The organism is Maritalea myrionectae (assembly GCF_003433515.1).
Classification (GTDB): Bacteria; Pseudomonadota; Alphaproteobacteria; order Rhizobiales; family Devosiaceae; genus Maritalea; species Maritalea myrionectae.
In genome coordinates this window covers 2,826,017-2,842,246 of the sequence record NZ_CP021330.1, presented here as the reverse complement: position 1 = coordinate 2,842,246, position 16,230 = coordinate 2,826,017, and the positions used below count along the sequence as shown (strand labels likewise).

Sequence of the window (16,230 nt, the reverse complement as noted above, 5' to 3'; positions counted from 1 at the left end):
TTTGCAATATATTTGCGCGGTTGACCTTTGGTCCGCGTTGGTTAATCTGTGGCTTAATTTTATTTTGTTTAAGTCATATTATGTTTCGTTTTTGTCTGATTTTATTGCTGTCTGTACAGATGGTTCTTGGCGCTGTTGCTTCAAATGATCTCTATCAGCCGCCATATTCACGCGCCCTTAAGGACATATATTTGATCAATGTGCCCGGTTATGGTGGTGCAGCCTTTTATCTTGTCGTGAATGTGGGTGAGGCGGATATGAACGGCCCCGCCGGTCTGTCGCATTATCTTGAGCATTTGGCATTGTTTTCCGCATTGGAAAAAGAACGAGGTGAGCTCAGCATCAAGGTTGAAGAAAATGCCTTCGCCTATAAGCTGGCTACAGTTTTCTATGGATATGCAGAATCCAGTGCCGACTATGGCGCCGTTATGAGGCGGCTCGGCAATATATTTCAACCCATTGAACTGGATCGCCAATTCATGCGGGAAGAGCGGCGCATCGTCGAACGCGAATTTGAGCAAGGTGTGCAAGCGGAACCCTTGTCGTTAGAGAGCGCAGCGCTGATCGAAAAATTGTTCGATGGACAATCCGTTGGCCGATCCGTGATTGGAACCTCGGCATCAATTCGCGAGCTCGATATCGATAAGGCGTTGGCCGTTCATGATGAGTTTTATAGACCGGACAATGCGTCACTTTATGTGCTCGGTGAGATCAACTATTCAAAAATCGCCAAGCACGTCAAAGATGTTTTTTCGATCACGTCAGAAAAGGGGGATCCGCACCAGCGTAAGGCGTTGGTGATTGGCGATAAGCGCCATCTCGATGAGGTGGAACGGCCCGATTTATATAGAGATCGGCTGATTTTCAAAAAGGCCATTTCCTTCCCAGAACAATATGATTGGGCGCAAAAACTGGTGCTGCTCGACCATCTTGATGAAATCCTGCTCTCCAGTCGCTCTGGCGGGGTGCGCAAAGCGCTGCAACTTGATGCGTTTTGGGCGGCGGATCTTGAAATTGACCTGGATTTTATCACGGAAAATGTCTTGCTTCTGGAGATTTCTGCCGCACCAGATTTTGACGTGACGCTTGAAGATTTAGCGTTGGAGATAGAACGGCAGCTCTCCCATCTTGCCGATAGCGGCGTCTCACGCATGCGTTTTTATGATTTGAAAAACGACACGGAGTTTTTCTATAATTACCTGCAGAATTCTCCGACGGATTTGCATGAATATACGTTCAAATCCCTCCTGCTAAACGTTGCCCCGATACAAGGCGAGGAAATCGCGGCGGCCGCCAAAAGGCTGACCCATCTTGATTATGACGCAGTGATGCAAGCCATCGCTGCTCCGAGTGATACGGCCATTCTTTATTTACGGGCGACACAATGACCAGATTGAGAATATTGCCAATTCTATTGGCACTGGCCTTCCTATCCAGTTGCATTATGCCTAATGGCGGGCTGCCAGCAATTAAGCGAGCCACAACAGATCAGGGCCATGAGGTTTATTATATCCCGATGGACGGCGAAGTGGTGACGATCCATGCCGCCTTCCAGTCGAATTATATATTCACAGAAGGGGCAAACCCCGCCGTGCCTCATGTGGCATTGCCCCTTATCCAACAAGCGGCCGCGGGCAACATCAAGCGTGCAATGCTTGTTGAGGAATTCGAAAGACTGGACGCAAGAGCAGAGCTTTACGCCCGAACCGATGCCATTCATGGCGTCTTGGTTGCAGATGTTGGCGACATCGAGGCAGCCGCGAAAATCGCCAATCAGGTGCTCAATAAGTCGACTTTGGATGAACGTTGGTTTCGCCGCATCGCGGCAAATTTGGCGGAAGATGCAGCAATGGATCGCCGACATTCCGGGGTGATCGGTTGGGGCGCCATGCGCCAACTCAGTTTTGATCCGCAAGTTGCACGGTTTTGGACGACCAGTCTCGAAGATATTCAAGCCATAACGCACGCGCAAATCAAAGATTGGTATGAGCAATCCTTTTATGCTGATGACGCGATCATTGTTCTGTCGGGGCCCGAAGACATGACATCTGGCTTGCGGGCTGTGGATGCTTTGCTGGACGGGCTGGACCAAAAAAAGCCACGCGAGGCAGTGGCGACGCAGCAAGCATTTGAACCTGTGGCAAAAACCATTTTGATCGAAAATAAGGCGGCGAGCGACTCGTTGGTTTTGTTGTTTGGTCATTTGACCGGCCAATCTCGGGCCAGAGAAATCGAAACGATGATTTCTGTTTATGAGCTGGGCGGGACGTCAAGCTCGCGATTGCATCTCAAATTGCGTGATGAGTTGCGCGCGGCTTATGAAGTCTTTGCCAAATTTGTAGACTTTGACCGCGAGGTACGACTGTTGGCCATGGGCGGGCAGGTGGCGCCGGATCAAGCAGCCGACGCGCTGGCGGCGGCAAGCGACGTCTATGATCAGATGCGTTCAACCGGATTTGAACAGGCGGCTTTTGACAGAGCCAAAAAGGTATATTTCAGCCACTTTGAGACGTTGTTGAACGGGGACAACTTGCCGACAAATTTCGTTATTGATGCGCTTTTGGAAGGGCATGAACCGGAGTTTGTCTATAGGCTTTTACCAACTGTTGGGGGCATGAATCTTGCTACCCAGAATGAGTATGTCAAAACACATCTGGCCCCCGCTGATCGGCTGCTGCGCATTGTGGTGGCGCCCAATATCGATGCGATTGAGGTTAAGGCCGATTGTCGCGTGAAACGACCCGATGATTTGCTCGATTGTGGGTAAAAAATTGGCCCTGTGGATTAGAAACTAATTGGCGGCCGGTGAGCGATCTCACATTCTCCCAACAAACCCAACCACTTGCACCAAAACTTTAGAATCATTCTAAACAATTGATTTTCCTATTGATTTTTTGTTTTCAATCTGTAAAACACGCTCTATAAAAATATGATGATAAAAATCATATTTAGTGACGTGCAGATGCGTCAACCTTCAAATATTGCTGATTATCGCGACCTTTTCAGCAATATTTGATCTGGAGCGTAGGGCATTGCCTTACGTTCCAGGCTTTTTTTACAAGCTATTGAGGTGCCCCATGCAAAAATCACAAGCGCAGTTTATGACGGACAAAGGCCCGCGCTATTTAGGCCAGTTGTGCAAGCATTTTGCTCATAAAATTGATGCCGATTTTGATGGCAACCACGGCTATGCCAATTTCCCGTTTGGCATTGCCAAAATGCGCGCCGACGCCAATCAATTGGAAATCGCCATTGAGGCCGAAGACGAGGCAGCGCTCAGCCGCACCAAAGATGTGATTGAAAGCCATCTGGTGCGCTTTGCCTTTCGGGAAAATCTGGAAAAGCTCGAGTGGCGCGACGCGGCATAAGCACCGCGACACTCAGAATGATAAGGGTGAAAACTAGCGTTAAAATTGATGATGAGCGGAGCACCTTTGATAGGAACATTTTTGGTTCGATCTTGATGTAAATCAGGCAATTGAACCTCCCCTTGAGTATGATTTTAAAAAGCAACAATTTCGGCGTGGTGTCCGCTGGTGAAATGGCAAGACATCAAGGTTGGTGAGAGGCAGCGATGGATCGGCGTGAATTCTTTTTAGGTGGGGCGGCAGCGCTATCGGTTGGCGCTGCGTGGGGCAGCAATGCGTTTGCTCAACAGCACGCGCCCACTTCCATAAATGTTCAACACGCTTCGTTTGATCTAGGCAAAGGCGTCACAAGCGGGCTGGTTTCGACCGCAAGCGATGCGCCGCCACCCGTGCTCCGTTTGCGCAAAAACCAAACCGCCAGGTTCCGGGTGAACAACCAGCTCGACAATTACACCACCATCCATTGGCATGGGCTTCGCATTGCCAACAAAATGGATGGCGTGCCCTATTTAACTCAACTTCCGATCGAGCCGGGCACCAGCTTTGATTATGAGTTCACGCCACCAGACAGCGGCACATATTGGTACCACCCCCATTGCCAAACCATGGAGCAAATGGCCCATGGCCTGACAGGTATTTTGGTGGTGGAGGACGATAACGACCCGCAATTTGATGCGGAGATAGTCCTCAATTTGAAAGACTTCCACCTGAAGAGCGACGGAGCGCTCGACACGCCATACACCAAGCGTGGTGCAGCGCGTGGCGGCACCATGGGCAATGTGATGACCACCAATTGGCTGCAGAACCCGGCCTATGACGCGCCGGCAGGTGGGCTTGTGCGCTTGCGTATCGCCGCCACAGATACGGCGCGTATCTATCGATTGGCGCTTGAGGGAGCAAAAGGCAAAGTCGTGGCCATGGATGGCCATGCCACCGATTTGATCCCATGGCCCACCAAAGATACGCTATTGATCCTAGCACCCGGCCAGCGCGTCGATATGGCCCTTCAAATGCCGGACAAGGGCACAATGGTGACACTCAACCATCATGCGCTTTCTGGTCATCGCCCATTGGCACAGCTGATGCCGACGGGGCAGAACCTCAAACACCAATTGGAAGACCTGCCGTCGCTGGCCCGCAATCAATTGCCAGATCTAGATCTATCTACTGCCGAAACCCACGAATTTCTGTTTGGCTGGACACCAGAAGCTGATCCGCAGAATAATGGCTGGTGCGGCTCTTTTGGCTATTCCTTCTGGTCGATCAATAAAAAGCCGTGGCCCGGCGATGCCGAGCCAAATGTGGGGCCATTGGCCGAAATGAAGCTGGGCAAAACCTATATTTTGCGCCTGCGCAATGAGAGCCCCAACGATCACCCGATCCATCTGCATGGGCTGGTGTTCAAGCTGCTGCGGTCCAACAAGCGCGACATCCCCCAAATCTGGACGGATACCGCGCATCTCTTGAAAGATGAAACCATTGAAGTGGCGCTGGTGGCCGACAATTTGGGCGACTGGGCGTTCCACTGCCACGTCATTGAGCACCAAAAAGCCGGATTGGCGGGCTATTTGAGTGTCGTTTGACCTCGTTTTCAGCAACACTCTTTTAATCGCTTGACCTTCCATTGACTGGAAGGATTAGAACGGTCACCATGCAATTGCTTTCCGAAAGGAGCACCCATGGCCGACCACACTGAAAACGCGCATTCAAAAAGCGCCCACGATCACACTCATCACGGTAATTCAGACAATGGTGCGACGGCTATTGACCCCGTTTGCGGCATGAAAGTGGACGTGAATGCAGGAAAACCTAGTCTCACCATCAAGGGTGAAGATTATCATTTCTGCTCGCAAAAGTGCCATGACAAGTTCGAGGCCGACCCCTATTTCTATATGTCTGGTGGCAATAAGAAAAAAGCGGAAACGGCCCCGAAAAATGTGAAATATACTTGCCCCATGCACCCCGAAATTGTGCGGGATGAGCCGGGCAGTTGCCCGATTTGTGGCATGGCGTTGGAGCCGATGGATGGCGTGGCTTCGGAAGAAAACCATGAATTGGTTGATTTCACGCGGCGCCTTTGGGTAAGCGTTGCGGCGGCAATTCCCCTGTTAATCCTAACCATGGGGCCAATGATTGGCCTGCCCATTCGGCAATGGATCGGCGAAAATATCGCCATATGGCTGGAGCTGATTTTGGCGACGCCTGTGGTCCTGTGGGCCGCCCAACCCTTCTTCGCACGAGGGTGGAACTCTATCCGAACCACCAACTACAATATGTGGACGCTGATTATGCTGGGCGTAGGGGCTGCATATGGCTTCAGCGTTGTGGCAACGCTCTTTCCCGGCCTATTGCCCGCGGAAGTGCTGGTTATGGGGCATCCGCCAGTTTATTATGAGGCCGCAGTGGTGATCATTGCGCTGGTCTTTGTGGGGCAAGTGCTTGAATTGCGGGCCCGAGAACGCACGGGAGACGCCATTCGCGCATTGCTTGACCTGTCTCCCAAAACCGCGCGCCGCATCAATGATGATGGCAGCGAATATGATGCGCCTTTGGAAAATATCCTGATTGGTGACAGGCTACGCGTGCGTCCCGGCGAAGCCGTGCCGGTTGATGGGGAAGTCATCGAAGGCTCAACCGCAATTGATGAGTCAATGATTTCTGGCGAACCGGTGCCAGTTGAAAAAAATGTCGGCGACAAAATCACTGGGGGCACCATCAATAAAAATGGCACGCTGGTGATGAATGCGACCCATGTGGGCGAAGAGACCATGCTCTCCAAAATTGTTGCGATGGTCGCCTCTGCCCAGCGTTCGCAAGCGCCGATCCAGGGCCTTGCCGACAAAGTGGCCAGCTATTTTGTTCCAGCGGTTGTGGCTATTGCGATTATCGCCTTCGGCGTGTGGTTCTTCTTTGGGCCATCGCCTTCGATCCTTTATGCGCTGATCGCCGCTGTGTCCGTCTTGATCATCGCTTGCCCGTGCGCATTGGGTTTGGCAACACCCATGTCTGTGATGACTGCAACGGGTCGTGGTGCCCAAGCTGGCGTGTTGGTGCGCGAAGCATCCGCATTGGAACGCATGGCTGAAGTCGATGTTGTGGTGGTCGATAAAACCGGCACCCTGACCGAAGGCAAACCAAGCCTGACGGACATTGTCGCCTTGGCAGGTGATGAAGATGAACTGCTGCAACTTGTCGGATCACTAGAGCAAGGCTCAGAACATCCGTTGGCCGAAGCCATCGTCAATGCCGCGAAAGAGAAAAATGTCGCGCTTAGCGAGACATCGGATTTTGAAGCGGTGACGGGCAAGGGCGTTCTCGGCACGGTTTCTGGCGCCAAGCTGGGATTTGGCAATTGGGCCCTAATGCAACAATTGGGCGCAACGTCCGATGATGCGCAAGACAAGGCTGCAGCGCTGCAAGAGCAGGGCAAAACAGCCATGTATCTGGCCAAGGATGGCGATCTGGTGGCGATCATTGCCGTTGCCGACAAAATCAAACCCACCACAAAGTCAGCCATTGCCGCACTGCATGAACAGGGGCTTGAGGTGATTATGGCCACCGGTGACAATGAGCGCACCGCAAAGGCTGTCGCTCGCGATCTCAATATTGATGATGTCCGCGCAGGGGTGCTTCCTGAAGACAAAAAAGCCCTCGTGGAAGAATTGCGCGCCAAAGGCAAAAAAGTTGCCATGGCGGGTGACGGCGTTAATGATGCGCCGGCTTTGGCAGCTGCCGATGTGGGCTTGGCCATGGGCACCGGGGCGGATGTAGCCGTTGAAAGTGCGGGTATCACGCTGCTGAAAGGTGATTTAACCGGGATTGTGCGCGCCCGCAAATTGGCAAAAACCACCCTGCGCAACATCAAGCAAAATCTGTTTTTTGCATTCGCCTACAACAGCGTGGGTGTGCCAGTTGCCGCTGGTATCCTGTTTCCACTGACGGGCGCTCTTTTGTCGCCCATGCTGGCCGCCGCCGCCATGAGTTTGTCATCCGTATCTGTCATCGGGAACGCCCTGCGCCTGCGCGGCCTGAAGCTTTAGAATTTCTGAAAGGAAAAACATGTCAATCATTTGCGAAGAACAAAAATCAGATCAGGCGACCACGCCTTTAAATGAGCTGTTGTGCAAAGCACACGCCATCGGCTTTTCTGAAGAGGAAATGGCTGAATTGCGCAAACTATATGGCCGGGGCGAGGAGATAAAGAAATGAACATCGGCAATGCGGCAGAGGCCACAAGTCTTCCCACCAAAACCATCCGCTATTATGAAGATATTGGCCTGATCAAACCAGACCGGGCGGAGAATGGCTATCGCGACTATTCGGACGATGATGTACATCGACTGCGATTTCTGCAGCGGTCGCGCAGCCTCGGCTTCACCATTGAGGAGTGCCGCACGCTGCTATCACTCTACGATGATGAGGGCCGCGCCAGCGCAGACGTTAAGCGGATCGCGCGTGAAAAAATTCAAAAGGTCGATGAGAAAATCGCAGAACTTCAAAGCCTGCGGTCCACCCTAAAAGTGCTGGTGAAAAACTGCCACGGGGATCAGCGGCCCGACTGCCCGATTTTGGACGACCTGGCCGGACGAAACACCGCCAAATCAGCGTAACTCTTCTCGCCATGGGGGATTGGCGCCATGGCGTGATACGGTGATCGCCGCCGCGCGTGCGCCCAGCTGTACGGCGCGGGCCAACTGCTCTTCACTAATGGTAAGCAAAGAACCGAACAGATCGTCTTCCTGCAGCGCGCTTAAGAAACCAGCCGTGAACGTGTCCCCAGCCCCAACGGTATCAACCACATCTGCGGGCGCAGCTGGAACATTGATGCGCACATGTCGTCCAATCGCCTCAACGCCGTTACCCCCCTTGGTGATCAATATAAGCTTGGTGCCGAAATCGAAGATTTCTTGGATCTTTTCGTCAACAGACTTTAGGCCGGCAATCCACGCCAGATCTTCATCGGAGACCTTTAAAATGCTCACATGCGGAAAGAGGGCATCCAATTCGCGACGATAGGCAGATTCATTGGCAATGAAACTCGGGCGTATATTGGGGTCGAGCATAACGGGAACATGTTGCGCCATCTCGGTTAAAATACGCTGATAATACGGCCCGGATTTTGATCCGAGCAAGCTAATGCCGCCGAAAAATGCCATGTGCACCTTGTTCGGTACGGGCAATGTCTCATCGTCAGTGAAATCCTGCGCGGCGGTCCCTTCATCATAAAACTGATAGCTGGCGTGGCCATCTTTGAGATGGACCATCGCAAGCGGCGTGGGCAGTTTGCTGCGCTTAAGATGGTCAAGATTGACGTGGCTATCTAACAGCGCGCCGCGTAACTGTTCGCCCAAACCATCTGTGGCGACTTTGGAATGAAAAGAAACTTGCGCGCCCAAGCGACCCAGCGCCACAGCCGTGTTAAAAACCGAGCCGCCGACGGCTGGCGCAAATCCCAACCGCCCATCGGCAGCCTCCATCGGCAACATATCAATCAACGCTTCGCCACAACATAAAATCACGATCGTGTCCTCAACTCATACGAAAATATTCTTCTAGCGGCAATTGCGCATGTGAGTTTGGTTTTAGCAAGGGGGAATCACCTGCGCCATCAAAAACGAACATTCCGGCACATAGAGTTCATCAGGCACGTTGGTATCGTTGGCCGAAGATCGTGCGCTTGCTGAAATGCTAGCATCAATAAAAAGAACCGCATACTTGAACCAGAATACAAAAAGGCGGAGCGCTGAGCGCCCCGCCTTCTAAAACACGCATCAATGAAGATGGCTTATTCTGCGATGGTTACATCAGCGAAATAAGGTACACCCAAAGTTGAACGCCAGAAGCCTTCAACATGTGTGCCCATCATCATGTAGAGATTGCGGTGATACATCGGCAAAATCACGTGGTCATTCATCATGATCGCTTCTGCATTTGCCATGTGCTGCAAAGATTCTGACTGATCAACTGCGGCTTTGGCAGCAGCGATTTCGGCGTCATAATCTTCGTTTGCCCACTTGGCCAGATTGTTCGGGCTTGTGGACACAAAGTTGTCGAGGAAAGTCATTGGGTGCGGATAGTCAGCGCCCCAACCCATTTGTGCAATCTGGTATTCAACTTTTTGCACTTCTGGGTAGTAAACTTTCCATTCGCTCACATCGATTTCTACATCGATATTGAGGTTCTCTTTCCACATTTGCTGAATAGCTTCGAGCAATTTCTGGATTGGAGGCGAAGCATAGGTCATGAAGACGGTTTCAGGGAAACCTTCGCCATTTGGATAGCCAGCTTCAGCCAGCAATTTCTGAGCTTCTTCAGCTTTCGCTGTTTCGCCCAAACCATAATCCTCAGCCACATCGCGGAAATCTTCGCCCGCAACATTCATGCCGTAAGGCACCAAGCCAGTTGCTGGCACGTCTGCTGATTGCAGCACGAACTCAACAATTTCCTGACGGTCGATGGCCATGGACAGCGCTTTACGCACTTTCACGTCATCAATCGGGCTTGCTGCTGGGTTGAAGAACGCATAGGTGGTGCCCAATGATGGGATCACCAAGAACGCATCGCTTTCAACTGACAAGCGTGGCACCTCAGATGCAGGTACGGATTCAATGCCGTCTACATCGCCAGCTTCCATCGCAGCCAACGCCGTTGATTGTTGTGGGATCAAACGGAAAGTCAGCTTGTCGAGTTTAACATTGTCCGCACCGTAATAGTTTGGGTTTTTCTCGAAAACAAAACCTTCACCCAAATTCATTTCGGTCACACGGAAAGGGCCGGTGCCGATATAGGTGTCTGGGCTACGTGTCCAACCTTCTGGGTCCGCTTCCACAACATCCTGACGCACGGGGAAATATGTTGAGTAGGCCACAAGCTGCAACATGTAAGGCACGCGTTGCTTCAGGGTGAACTGAACGGTGTGCTCGTCAACAGCCTTCATGTTTGGCGTGGCGTCGCCGCCATCATAAAACTCTTGAGCGCCCTCAATGTGATAAAGAAGGGCAGAGTTTTTCGCGCCGCTGGCAGGGGTCAGAACCCGTGTCCAGGCATAGATGAAATCGTCGGCGGTGACAGGTTCGCCATCAGACCATTTTGCATCTTCGCGCAATTTAAATGTGTATGTCAGGCCATCTTCTGAGATTTCCCAGCTTTCAGCCAGGGCGGGCACAATTGAACCGTCTGGTGCAAACTTCACCAAGCCTTCAAATGTGTTGCCAATGATCGGGGCCGCAAAGGTTTCGTTTGTGGTGCCGGGATCGAATGTGTCAGACTCATTGTTGACCACATAGACAAGTGAAGATTCAGCGTAAGCTGCACCGCCAAGTGCCAATGAAGTTGCTGCAATGAGAGGGATCAGTTTTTTTAACATCTCACTCCTCCGTGGGGACTATCCCCATTGTTTTGTTCAGGCCCTTTTGGTTGGGCCTTTGGTTTAGGTGCCGATTATTCGGCGTAGTGGCAGGCAACTTTGTGGTTGTCGGCCAATTCTTTCAGCTCAGGCTCTTGCTCGGCGCACAAATCCGTCGCCAGCGGGCAACGTGTGCGGAACCGACAGCCCGAGGGCATGTCGATCGGGCTAGGAATTTCGCCCTGCATTTGATCCTGATTGTCCTTGCGCGCTTCCACCGGGTCCGCAATGGGAATGGAGGCCAAAAGCGCGCGGGTGTAGGGGTGTTTCGGGTCGTCATAAAGCGCATTGTTCGGCGCGATCTCGACGAGCTTTCCCAAATACATCACGCCAATTCGGTCGGAAATATGCTTCACCATGGACAGGTCATGCGTGATGAACAAATAGGTGAGGCCCAGCTCTTTTTGCAGGTCCTCCAGCATGTTCACCACTTGCGCCTGAATAGACACATCAAGTGCCGAAATCGCCTCATCGCAAATCACAAGCTGCGGGTTCAACGCAATGGCGCGGGCAATGCCGATCCGCTGACGTTGGCCACCAGAAAACTCATGCGGGAAGCGGTTGGCGTGGTCTTTGTTCAAGCCCACCACTTCCAGCAATTCATGCACCCGGGCCGTGCGGCTTTTATCATTGCCGATGCCCGCAATTTCCAACGGCTCGGCAATCAAGTCGCGCACATTCATGCGGCCATTCAGCGAGGCGTAGGGGTCTTGGAAGATCATTTGAATATCGCGGCGGTGCGGAGCCAAATCTTTCTCTTTGAGCTTGGCCAAATCCGCACCGTTAAACTCAATCACCCCATCAGTCGGGCTATAAAGCCGGATCAATGTGCGGGCAAGGGTGCTCTTGCCGCAGCCACTCTCGCCAACAAGGCCCAGCGTTTCGCCGCGACGAATGTCGAGATCAACACCATCAACCGCTTTCAAGAATTTCGGGTTTTGACCAAAAAATCCCGCCGAGACCTGAAAATGCTTCTTCAGGTCGCGCACGCGCATCAAAACCTCATCGTCACGCATATGTGGTTGCTTATCCATTGGAAACCTCCGGCGCGTCGAATATGGATTGCAGGGCTTTGGGCGCCTCTTCATGGTGCAACCAGCAGCGGGCCTCGTGCACAGTCGGCTTCGCGTTCGGGCGCTCAAACAATGGCGGCATCGCTTCCAAACATTGTTGGATCGCGTGCGGACAACGTGGCGCGAACGGGCATCCCTCAGGCGGCCGCAACATGTCGGGCGGCGAGCCGGGGATTGGCGTCAGCCTTTGCTTGGTGTGGCTGCGCACATCCGGAATCGAATGGAGCAGACCCGTCGTGTAAGGATGCTGCGGGGATTCAAACACGTCATAGACGTCGCCCGTTTCCATCACCATGCCGCCATACATCACCAAAATACGGTCAGCCACTTCGGCGATCACGCCCAAATCATGGGTGATCAAAATGATGGCCATGCCGAGCTTTTCCTGAAGGTCTTTCAGCAACAGCAAAATCTGGCGTTGAATGGTCACATCAAGCGCGGTGGTTGGTTCATCCGCGATCAGCAATTTCGGGTCACACGTCAACGCCATGGCGATCATCACCCGCTGGCGCATACCGCCAGAAAATTGGTGCGGATAATTGTCCAACCGGCTGGCCGCGCTTGGTATTTTCACCAGGTCAAACAGCTCCAGCGCCCGCTTGCGGGCTTCACTGCGGGAAACAGGCTTGTGCGCCATAATGGTTTCAATCAACTGCTCGCCCACAGTCAGCGTCGGGTTCAAGCTGGTCATCGGGTCTTGGAAGATCATCGCAATGTCATCACCGCGGATGGTGCGCAATTGCTTGTCTGACAGGCCGGTAAGCAGCTTGCCTTCAAAATCGGCGGACCCGTCCACCACTTCCCCATTGGCCTTTAATAAGCCAAGGATCGACAGGCAGGTGATCGATTTGCCCGAGCCACTTTCGCCCACAATGCCCAAAATCTCGCCCGGGCGCACATCAAAGCTAACGCCGCGCACCGCCTGCACATCGCCACGCGACGTGTGGAAATGAGTGGTGAGATTGTCGACTTTCAATAAAGGTGCAGAACTCATTTGCGCAACCTCGGATCAAGTGCATCCCGCAATCCATCGCCCAAAAAGTTGAACGCAAACATGGTCAATGAAATTGCAGCTGCAGGGAAAAACAATTGGTGCGGATAGGCGCGCAGGGTTTCCACCGCTTCCGCGGTCAAAGTGCCCCAACTGGCCATCGGGACGCTGACGCCCAGGCCGATAAAGCTCATAAAACTCTCAATGAAAATCGCACTCGGGATCAACAGGGTCAGGGTCACCAGAATGGGGCCCATTGTGTTGGGCAGCAAATGACGCGTCAAAATCCGCTTGGTGCTCGCGCCCATGGTTTTGGCCGCCGCGACATAATCCTGGTTTTTGAGCGACAGCATTTGCCCGCGCACAATTCGCGCCATATCCACCCAGAACACCGAGCCAATAGCAATGATGATTGAAAGGAAACCAGATTGGAACACCACCATCATTAGGATCACATAAAGGGTGAGGGGAATGGTGGCGATAATCTCCACAATCCGCATCATTACATTGTCCACATTGCCGCCAAAATAGCCCGCAATGCCGCCATAAAAGACGCCAATAAAGAAGTTCACCATCGCCGCGACAAACGCCACGGTCAGCGAAATACGCGCGCCGTAAAGCTGACGCACCAACACATCGCGGCCCAAACTATCGGTGCCGAACCAGTTGGTCTGGTTCCAGCGATAGCCGATTGACTCAACCGCATTGCCATCGCCATCCACAAGCGTCGCAGGCAGTTGGCTATAGTCCACGCGCACTTCCGCGTCACCAAACACATAAATGTGCTGCTTTTTCATCAAATCTTTGCGCTTGGCCCGCACAAGCCCAAGAATTTCGCCATTTTCGGCCACTTCATAGAGCTTGAAGTTGCCGCTATTGAGAAACACATATTGCGCCGAGGCGTCGGTTGGTTCCGCCTTATACACTTCAAAGATCGGCGGAATGTTGGAGAGCTTCAAATCCTGATCATAATAAGTGTGATGGGTGAGCATTGGGCCGAAAATAGCCGCCAAAATCAGCAAGATGATAAAGGCGAGGCTGGCCATGGCAGGCTTATTGCGCCACATGCGCTGGCGCACATCCTGCCAATAGGTCAGGCTTGGCGCGGCGATGAATTCAGCATCTTGTGCCCCACGATCCACTGGCGCCCATTTTTCCTTCGGGACAGTCACATGAATGTCGGTCATTGTGCTTTCTCCCCAAGTTTAATGCGCGGATCGAGCACCATGTATAAAAGATCAACAATCAAAATCATCAGCATCAAAAACGCCGCATAGAAAATCGTAATGCCCATAATGGTGGTGTAGTCTCGGTTGGAAATGGACAGCACAAAGTGGCGTCCAATGCCCGGCAGGGCAAAGATTTGTTCAATCACGAATGAGCCGGTCAGCAAGTTGGCCACAACCGGACCCAGCACGGTAACGATGGGGATCAACGCATTGCGCATACCATGTTTGAACAAGATGGTTTGCGGATGCAGGCCTTTGGCGCGCGCGGTGACCATATAGTCCTGCCCCAACACTTCCAGAAGCGAAGAGCGCGACAGACGCGCGATAAAGGAAAGCCAAAAGCCGGAAAGGGCGAGAACCGGCAAAATGTAGCCCTGCCAACTGTCCAGCCCAAAGGTGGGCACCAACTGCCATTGCAAAGCAAACAGATAGAGCGCGATGGTGGCCAGCACATAAGACGGGATAGCAACGCCCATGGTGGCGATCGCCATAATGGTGGTGTCCTGCCATTTGTTCTGGTGCAGGGCCGCCACAATGCCCAAAGGAATGCCCAAGGCGACAACGCACAACATGGCCAAAAAGCCGGTCTGTGCTGTCACGGGCAGGCCTTCGCGGATCAAATCATTCACGCGCACGCCTGGATATTTGAATGAGGGGCCGAGATCAAAAGTGATGATGCCCTGCAGATAGCTGAGATATTGCTGCCAAATCGGCTTATCCAGCCCATATTTGGCATTCAACGCCGCCTCAATCTCAGGTGCCAACATTTTTTCAGATGTGAAGGGCCCGCCAGGAATGGCGTGCATCAAAAAGAATGTCAGCGTAATGATCAAAAACAAGGTCAAGGCCATCATCAAGATGCGCTTGATCAGATAGTGTAACATTTAACGCCCCGCTGGATGGTTACATCGGCTTGTGATTGACTTTCGATCAATCGTCGCCGCCATCGAATAGATTATTCGAAGATACAAGATTGGCGAGGTGAGTAAAGAATTTTTTATCAGATAAAAATTTTTTCGATTTGATATCGCGCGCTCTTGCCCGGAAACCCGATACTTATCATGTAAAATTTTCTATTTTATCGGAGATTATCCCCGTTTTTTGGGACAATTTGCTCAAATCTGAATTAAATTGTCAGTATTGTAACACTTTCATATTTGATTAAACGCGAATTCTGATTAGTGTGCCAAAAAGTTGAACGAGGGAAATCGACCATATGGCTTCACCCCCATTGCTAATTCTTGGGAACGTGAATATCGAACTGGTGATGGGCGACTTGGATCATTGGCCGGACTTCGGGACGGAGATGACCATGTCTTCGTCAGACTTTCGTGCGGGCGGCGCGGCGGGCACAACGGCCTTGGCGCTTTCCGGCTTGAGCGTCGATCACCGTTTAATTGCCACCGTAGGGTCAGACAATTTGGGCACATGGCTGCAGGGGGAATTTCAACCCGGCACCACAGCCTGGACAACTATTCCCACGGCCACCACAGTTTCGGTGAATATGTTGCATGATCGCGGCAATGTGGTTGTGTTTAACTCTACAGGCCATTTGCAGGATGTAACGCTCGACACCATGATCGATGCGATTCCCCCGGCAACTTCGAAATCTTCTTTTGCGTTGGTCACCGGTGCGCATTTGATGCCTTCAGTGACAGCCGGGCTTTCTCAACTTTTGACGATGTTGTCCACCATGGGGTGGACCACGGCGCTTAGCCATGACCGCCCTTTTGAGGGGTGGACCGAAGACACCAGAGCGGTGTTTCTGAGTTGGGTGCGTGCCACAGATTGCATCTTAATGCGAGAGCATGAGTTGCGCGCCGTTATGGAAGAAGACGATACCGAAGAAGCCGAAAAAGCGCTGGTCAAGACACTCGCGGACCACCAGGTGCTGGTCGTGCAGCGGGGGCGTACCCGCGCCGATGGCTTCTATCAAGGGCAAATGGTGACCGCGTCCATTGACGACTTTGAAACCAACGATCCTGTTGGCTATGCCGATATTTTCAATGCGGCCTTTATCTCATCCTATATGGCGGGCGAGGGACTGCAAATGGCGTTGGAAAGCGGATTAACCGTCGCGTCCATTGCCGTAAGTACTGCGCCCCGCATCTATGGTGTTTTTGTCGATTAATCTGACGTGAACGCAACGCAAAAAGGAACCTGA

General features: G+C 52.3%; 14 protein-coding genes. 8 read left to right on the top strand and 6 right to left on the bottom strand.

The window, feature by feature from the left end; genetic code table 11:
* Positions 1–80 precede the first annotated feature (80 nt).
* The 7 genes from MXMO3_RS14275 (at position 81) to cueR (ending at position 7,978) form a co-directional block, all read left to right on the top strand.
* The gene (locus MXMO3_RS14275) at positions 81–1,388 is read left to right on the top strand and encodes an insulinase family protein (RefSeq protein WP_117396304.1); all 1,308 of its coding nucleotides are present in this window, start codon (positions 81–83) and stop codon (positions 1,386–1,388) included.
* Positions 1,385–2,767: an insulinase family protein gene (locus tag MXMO3_RS14270; protein WP_117396303.1), complete on the top strand. Its 1,383-nt coding sequence runs from the start codon at positions 1,385–1,387 to the stop codon at positions 2,765–2,767. The genes MXMO3_RS14275 and MXMO3_RS14270 overlap by 4 nt, the downstream gene beginning before the upstream one ends.
* A 310-nt stretch (positions 2,768–3,077) precedes the next feature.
* Entirely contained in the window at positions 3,078–3,368 is a 291-nt protein-coding gene (locus MXMO3_RS14265; RefSeq protein WP_027833735.1) for a DUF2218 domain-containing protein, read from the top strand.
* Positions 3,369–3,574: 206 nt separating this feature from the next.
* On the top strand, positions 3,575–4,951 hold the full coding sequence (locus tag MXMO3_RS14260) for a multicopper oxidase family protein (RefSeq protein ID WP_117396302.1): 1,377 nt from the start codon (positions 3,575–3,577) through the stop codon (positions 4,949–4,951).
* Positions 4,952–5,047: 96 nt separating this feature from the next.
* Positions 5,048–7,408: a heavy metal translocating P-type ATPase gene (locus tag MXMO3_RS14255; RefSeq protein WP_117396301.1), complete on the top strand. Its 2,361-nt coding sequence runs from the start codon at positions 5,048–5,050 to the stop codon at positions 7,406–7,408.
* Between the two features lie 19 nt (positions 7,409–7,427).
* Positions 7,428–7,577, top strand: a complete 150-nt coding sequence (locus MXMO3_RS18730; RefSeq protein WP_156905457.1) for a hypothetical protein — start codon at positions 7,428–7,430, stop codon at positions 7,575–7,577.
* A complete protein-coding gene (gene cueR, locus MXMO3_RS14250; protein ID WP_027833732.1) occupies positions 7,574–7,978 on the top strand; it encodes a Cu(I)-responsive transcriptional regulator in 405 nt (134 codons plus the stop codon). Before MXMO3_RS18730 ends, cueR begins: the two co-directional genes overlap by 4 nt.
* On the opposite strand, the gene MXMO3_RS14245 is transcribed toward cueR, so the two are convergent.
* The 6 genes from MXMO3_RS14245 to MXMO3_RS14220 form a co-directional block, all read right to left on the bottom strand.
* Positions 7,970–8,887: a carbohydrate kinase family protein gene (locus tag MXMO3_RS14245; protein WP_117396300.1), complete on the bottom strand. Its 918-nt coding sequence runs from the start codon at positions 8,885–8,887 to the stop codon at positions 7,970–7,972. The genes cueR and MXMO3_RS14245 overlap by 9 nt on opposite strands.
* A gap of 266 nt (positions 8,888–9,153) precedes the next feature.
* Positions 9,154–10,734, bottom strand: coding sequence for a peptide ABC transporter substrate-binding protein (locus tag MXMO3_RS14240; RefSeq protein ID WP_117396299.1), 1,581 nt, complete (start codon positions 10,732–10,734; stop codon positions 9,154–9,156).
* A 74-nt stretch (positions 10,735–10,808) separates the two neighbouring features.
* The gene (locus MXMO3_RS14235) at positions 10,809–11,807 is read right to left on the bottom strand and encodes an ABC transporter ATP-binding protein (RefSeq protein ID WP_281273889.1); all 999 of its coding nucleotides are present in this window, start codon (positions 11,805–11,807) and stop codon (positions 10,809–10,811) included.
* Entirely contained in the window at positions 11,800–12,840 is a 1,041-nt protein-coding gene (locus MXMO3_RS14230; RefSeq protein WP_117396298.1) for an ABC transporter ATP-binding protein, read from the bottom strand. Before MXMO3_RS14230 ends, MXMO3_RS14235 begins: the two co-directional genes overlap by 8 nt.
* Entirely contained in the window at positions 12,837–14,024 is a 1,188-nt protein-coding gene (locus MXMO3_RS14225) for an ABC transporter permease (RefSeq protein WP_117396297.1), read from the bottom strand. Before MXMO3_RS14225 ends, MXMO3_RS14230 begins: the two co-directional genes overlap by 4 nt.
* The gene (locus tag MXMO3_RS14220) at positions 14,021–14,950 is read right to left on the bottom strand and encodes an ABC transporter permease (protein ID WP_027833719.1); all 930 of its coding nucleotides are present in this window, start codon (positions 14,948–14,950) and stop codon (positions 14,021–14,023) included. The genes MXMO3_RS14225 and MXMO3_RS14220 overlap by 4 nt, the downstream gene beginning before the upstream one ends.
* A gap of 332 nt (positions 14,951–15,282) precedes the next feature.
* Between MXMO3_RS14220 and MXMO3_RS14215 the strand changes: the two genes are divergently transcribed.
* The gene (locus MXMO3_RS14215; protein ID WP_027833718.1) at positions 15,283–16,197 is read left to right on the top strand and encodes a carbohydrate kinase family protein; all 915 of its coding nucleotides are present in this window, start codon (positions 15,283–15,285) and stop codon (positions 16,195–16,197) included.
* The last annotated feature ends 33 nt before the right edge of the window (positions 16,198–16,230 follow it).

Coding starts and splice junctions, on each gene's coding strand:
- MXMO3_RS14275 (WP_117396304.1), top strand. CDS start 81: ATGTTTCGTTTTTGTCTGATTTTATTGCTGTCTGTACAGATGGTTCTT.
- MXMO3_RS14270 (WP_117396303.1), top strand. CDS start 1,385: ATGACCAGATTGAGAATATTGCCAATTCTATTGGCACTGGCCTTCCTA.
- MXMO3_RS14265 (WP_027833735.1), top strand. CDS start 3,078: ATGCAAAAATCACAAGCGCAGTTTATGACGGACAAAGGCCCGCGCTAT.
- MXMO3_RS14260 (WP_117396302.1), top strand. CDS start 3,575: ATGGATCGGCGTGAATTCTTTTTAGGTGGGGCGGCAGCGCTATCGGTT.
- MXMO3_RS14255 (WP_117396301.1), top strand. CDS start 5,048: ATGGCCGACCACACTGAAAACGCGCATTCAAAAAGCGCCCACGATCAC.
- MXMO3_RS18730 (WP_156905457.1), top strand. CDS start 7,428: ATGTCAATCATTTGCGAAGAACAAAAATCAGATCAGGCGACCACGCCT.
- cueR (WP_027833732.1), top strand. CDS start 7,574: ATGAACATCGGCAATGCGGCAGAGGCCACAAGTCTTCCCACCAAAACC.
- MXMO3_RS14240 (WP_117396299.1), bottom strand. CDS start 10,734: ATGTTAAAAAAACTGATCCCTCTCATTGCAGCAACTTCATTGGCACTT.
- MXMO3_RS14235 (WP_281273889.1), bottom strand. CDS start 11,807: ATGGATAAGCAACCACATATGCGTGACGATGAGGTTTTGATGCGCGTG.
- MXMO3_RS14230 (WP_117396298.1), bottom strand. CDS start 12,840: ATGAGTTCTGCACCTTTATTGAAAGTCGACAATCTCACCACTCATTTC.
- MXMO3_RS14225 (WP_117396297.1), bottom strand. CDS start 14,024: ATGACCGACATTCATGTGACTGTCCCGAAGGAAAAATGGGCGCCAGTG.
- MXMO3_RS14220 (WP_027833719.1), bottom strand. CDS start 14,950: ATGTTACACTATCTGATCAAGCGCATCTTGATGATGGCCTTGACCTTG.
- MXMO3_RS14215 (WP_027833718.1), top strand. CDS start 15,283: ATGGCTTCACCCCCATTGCTAATTCTTGGGAACGTGAATATCGAACTG.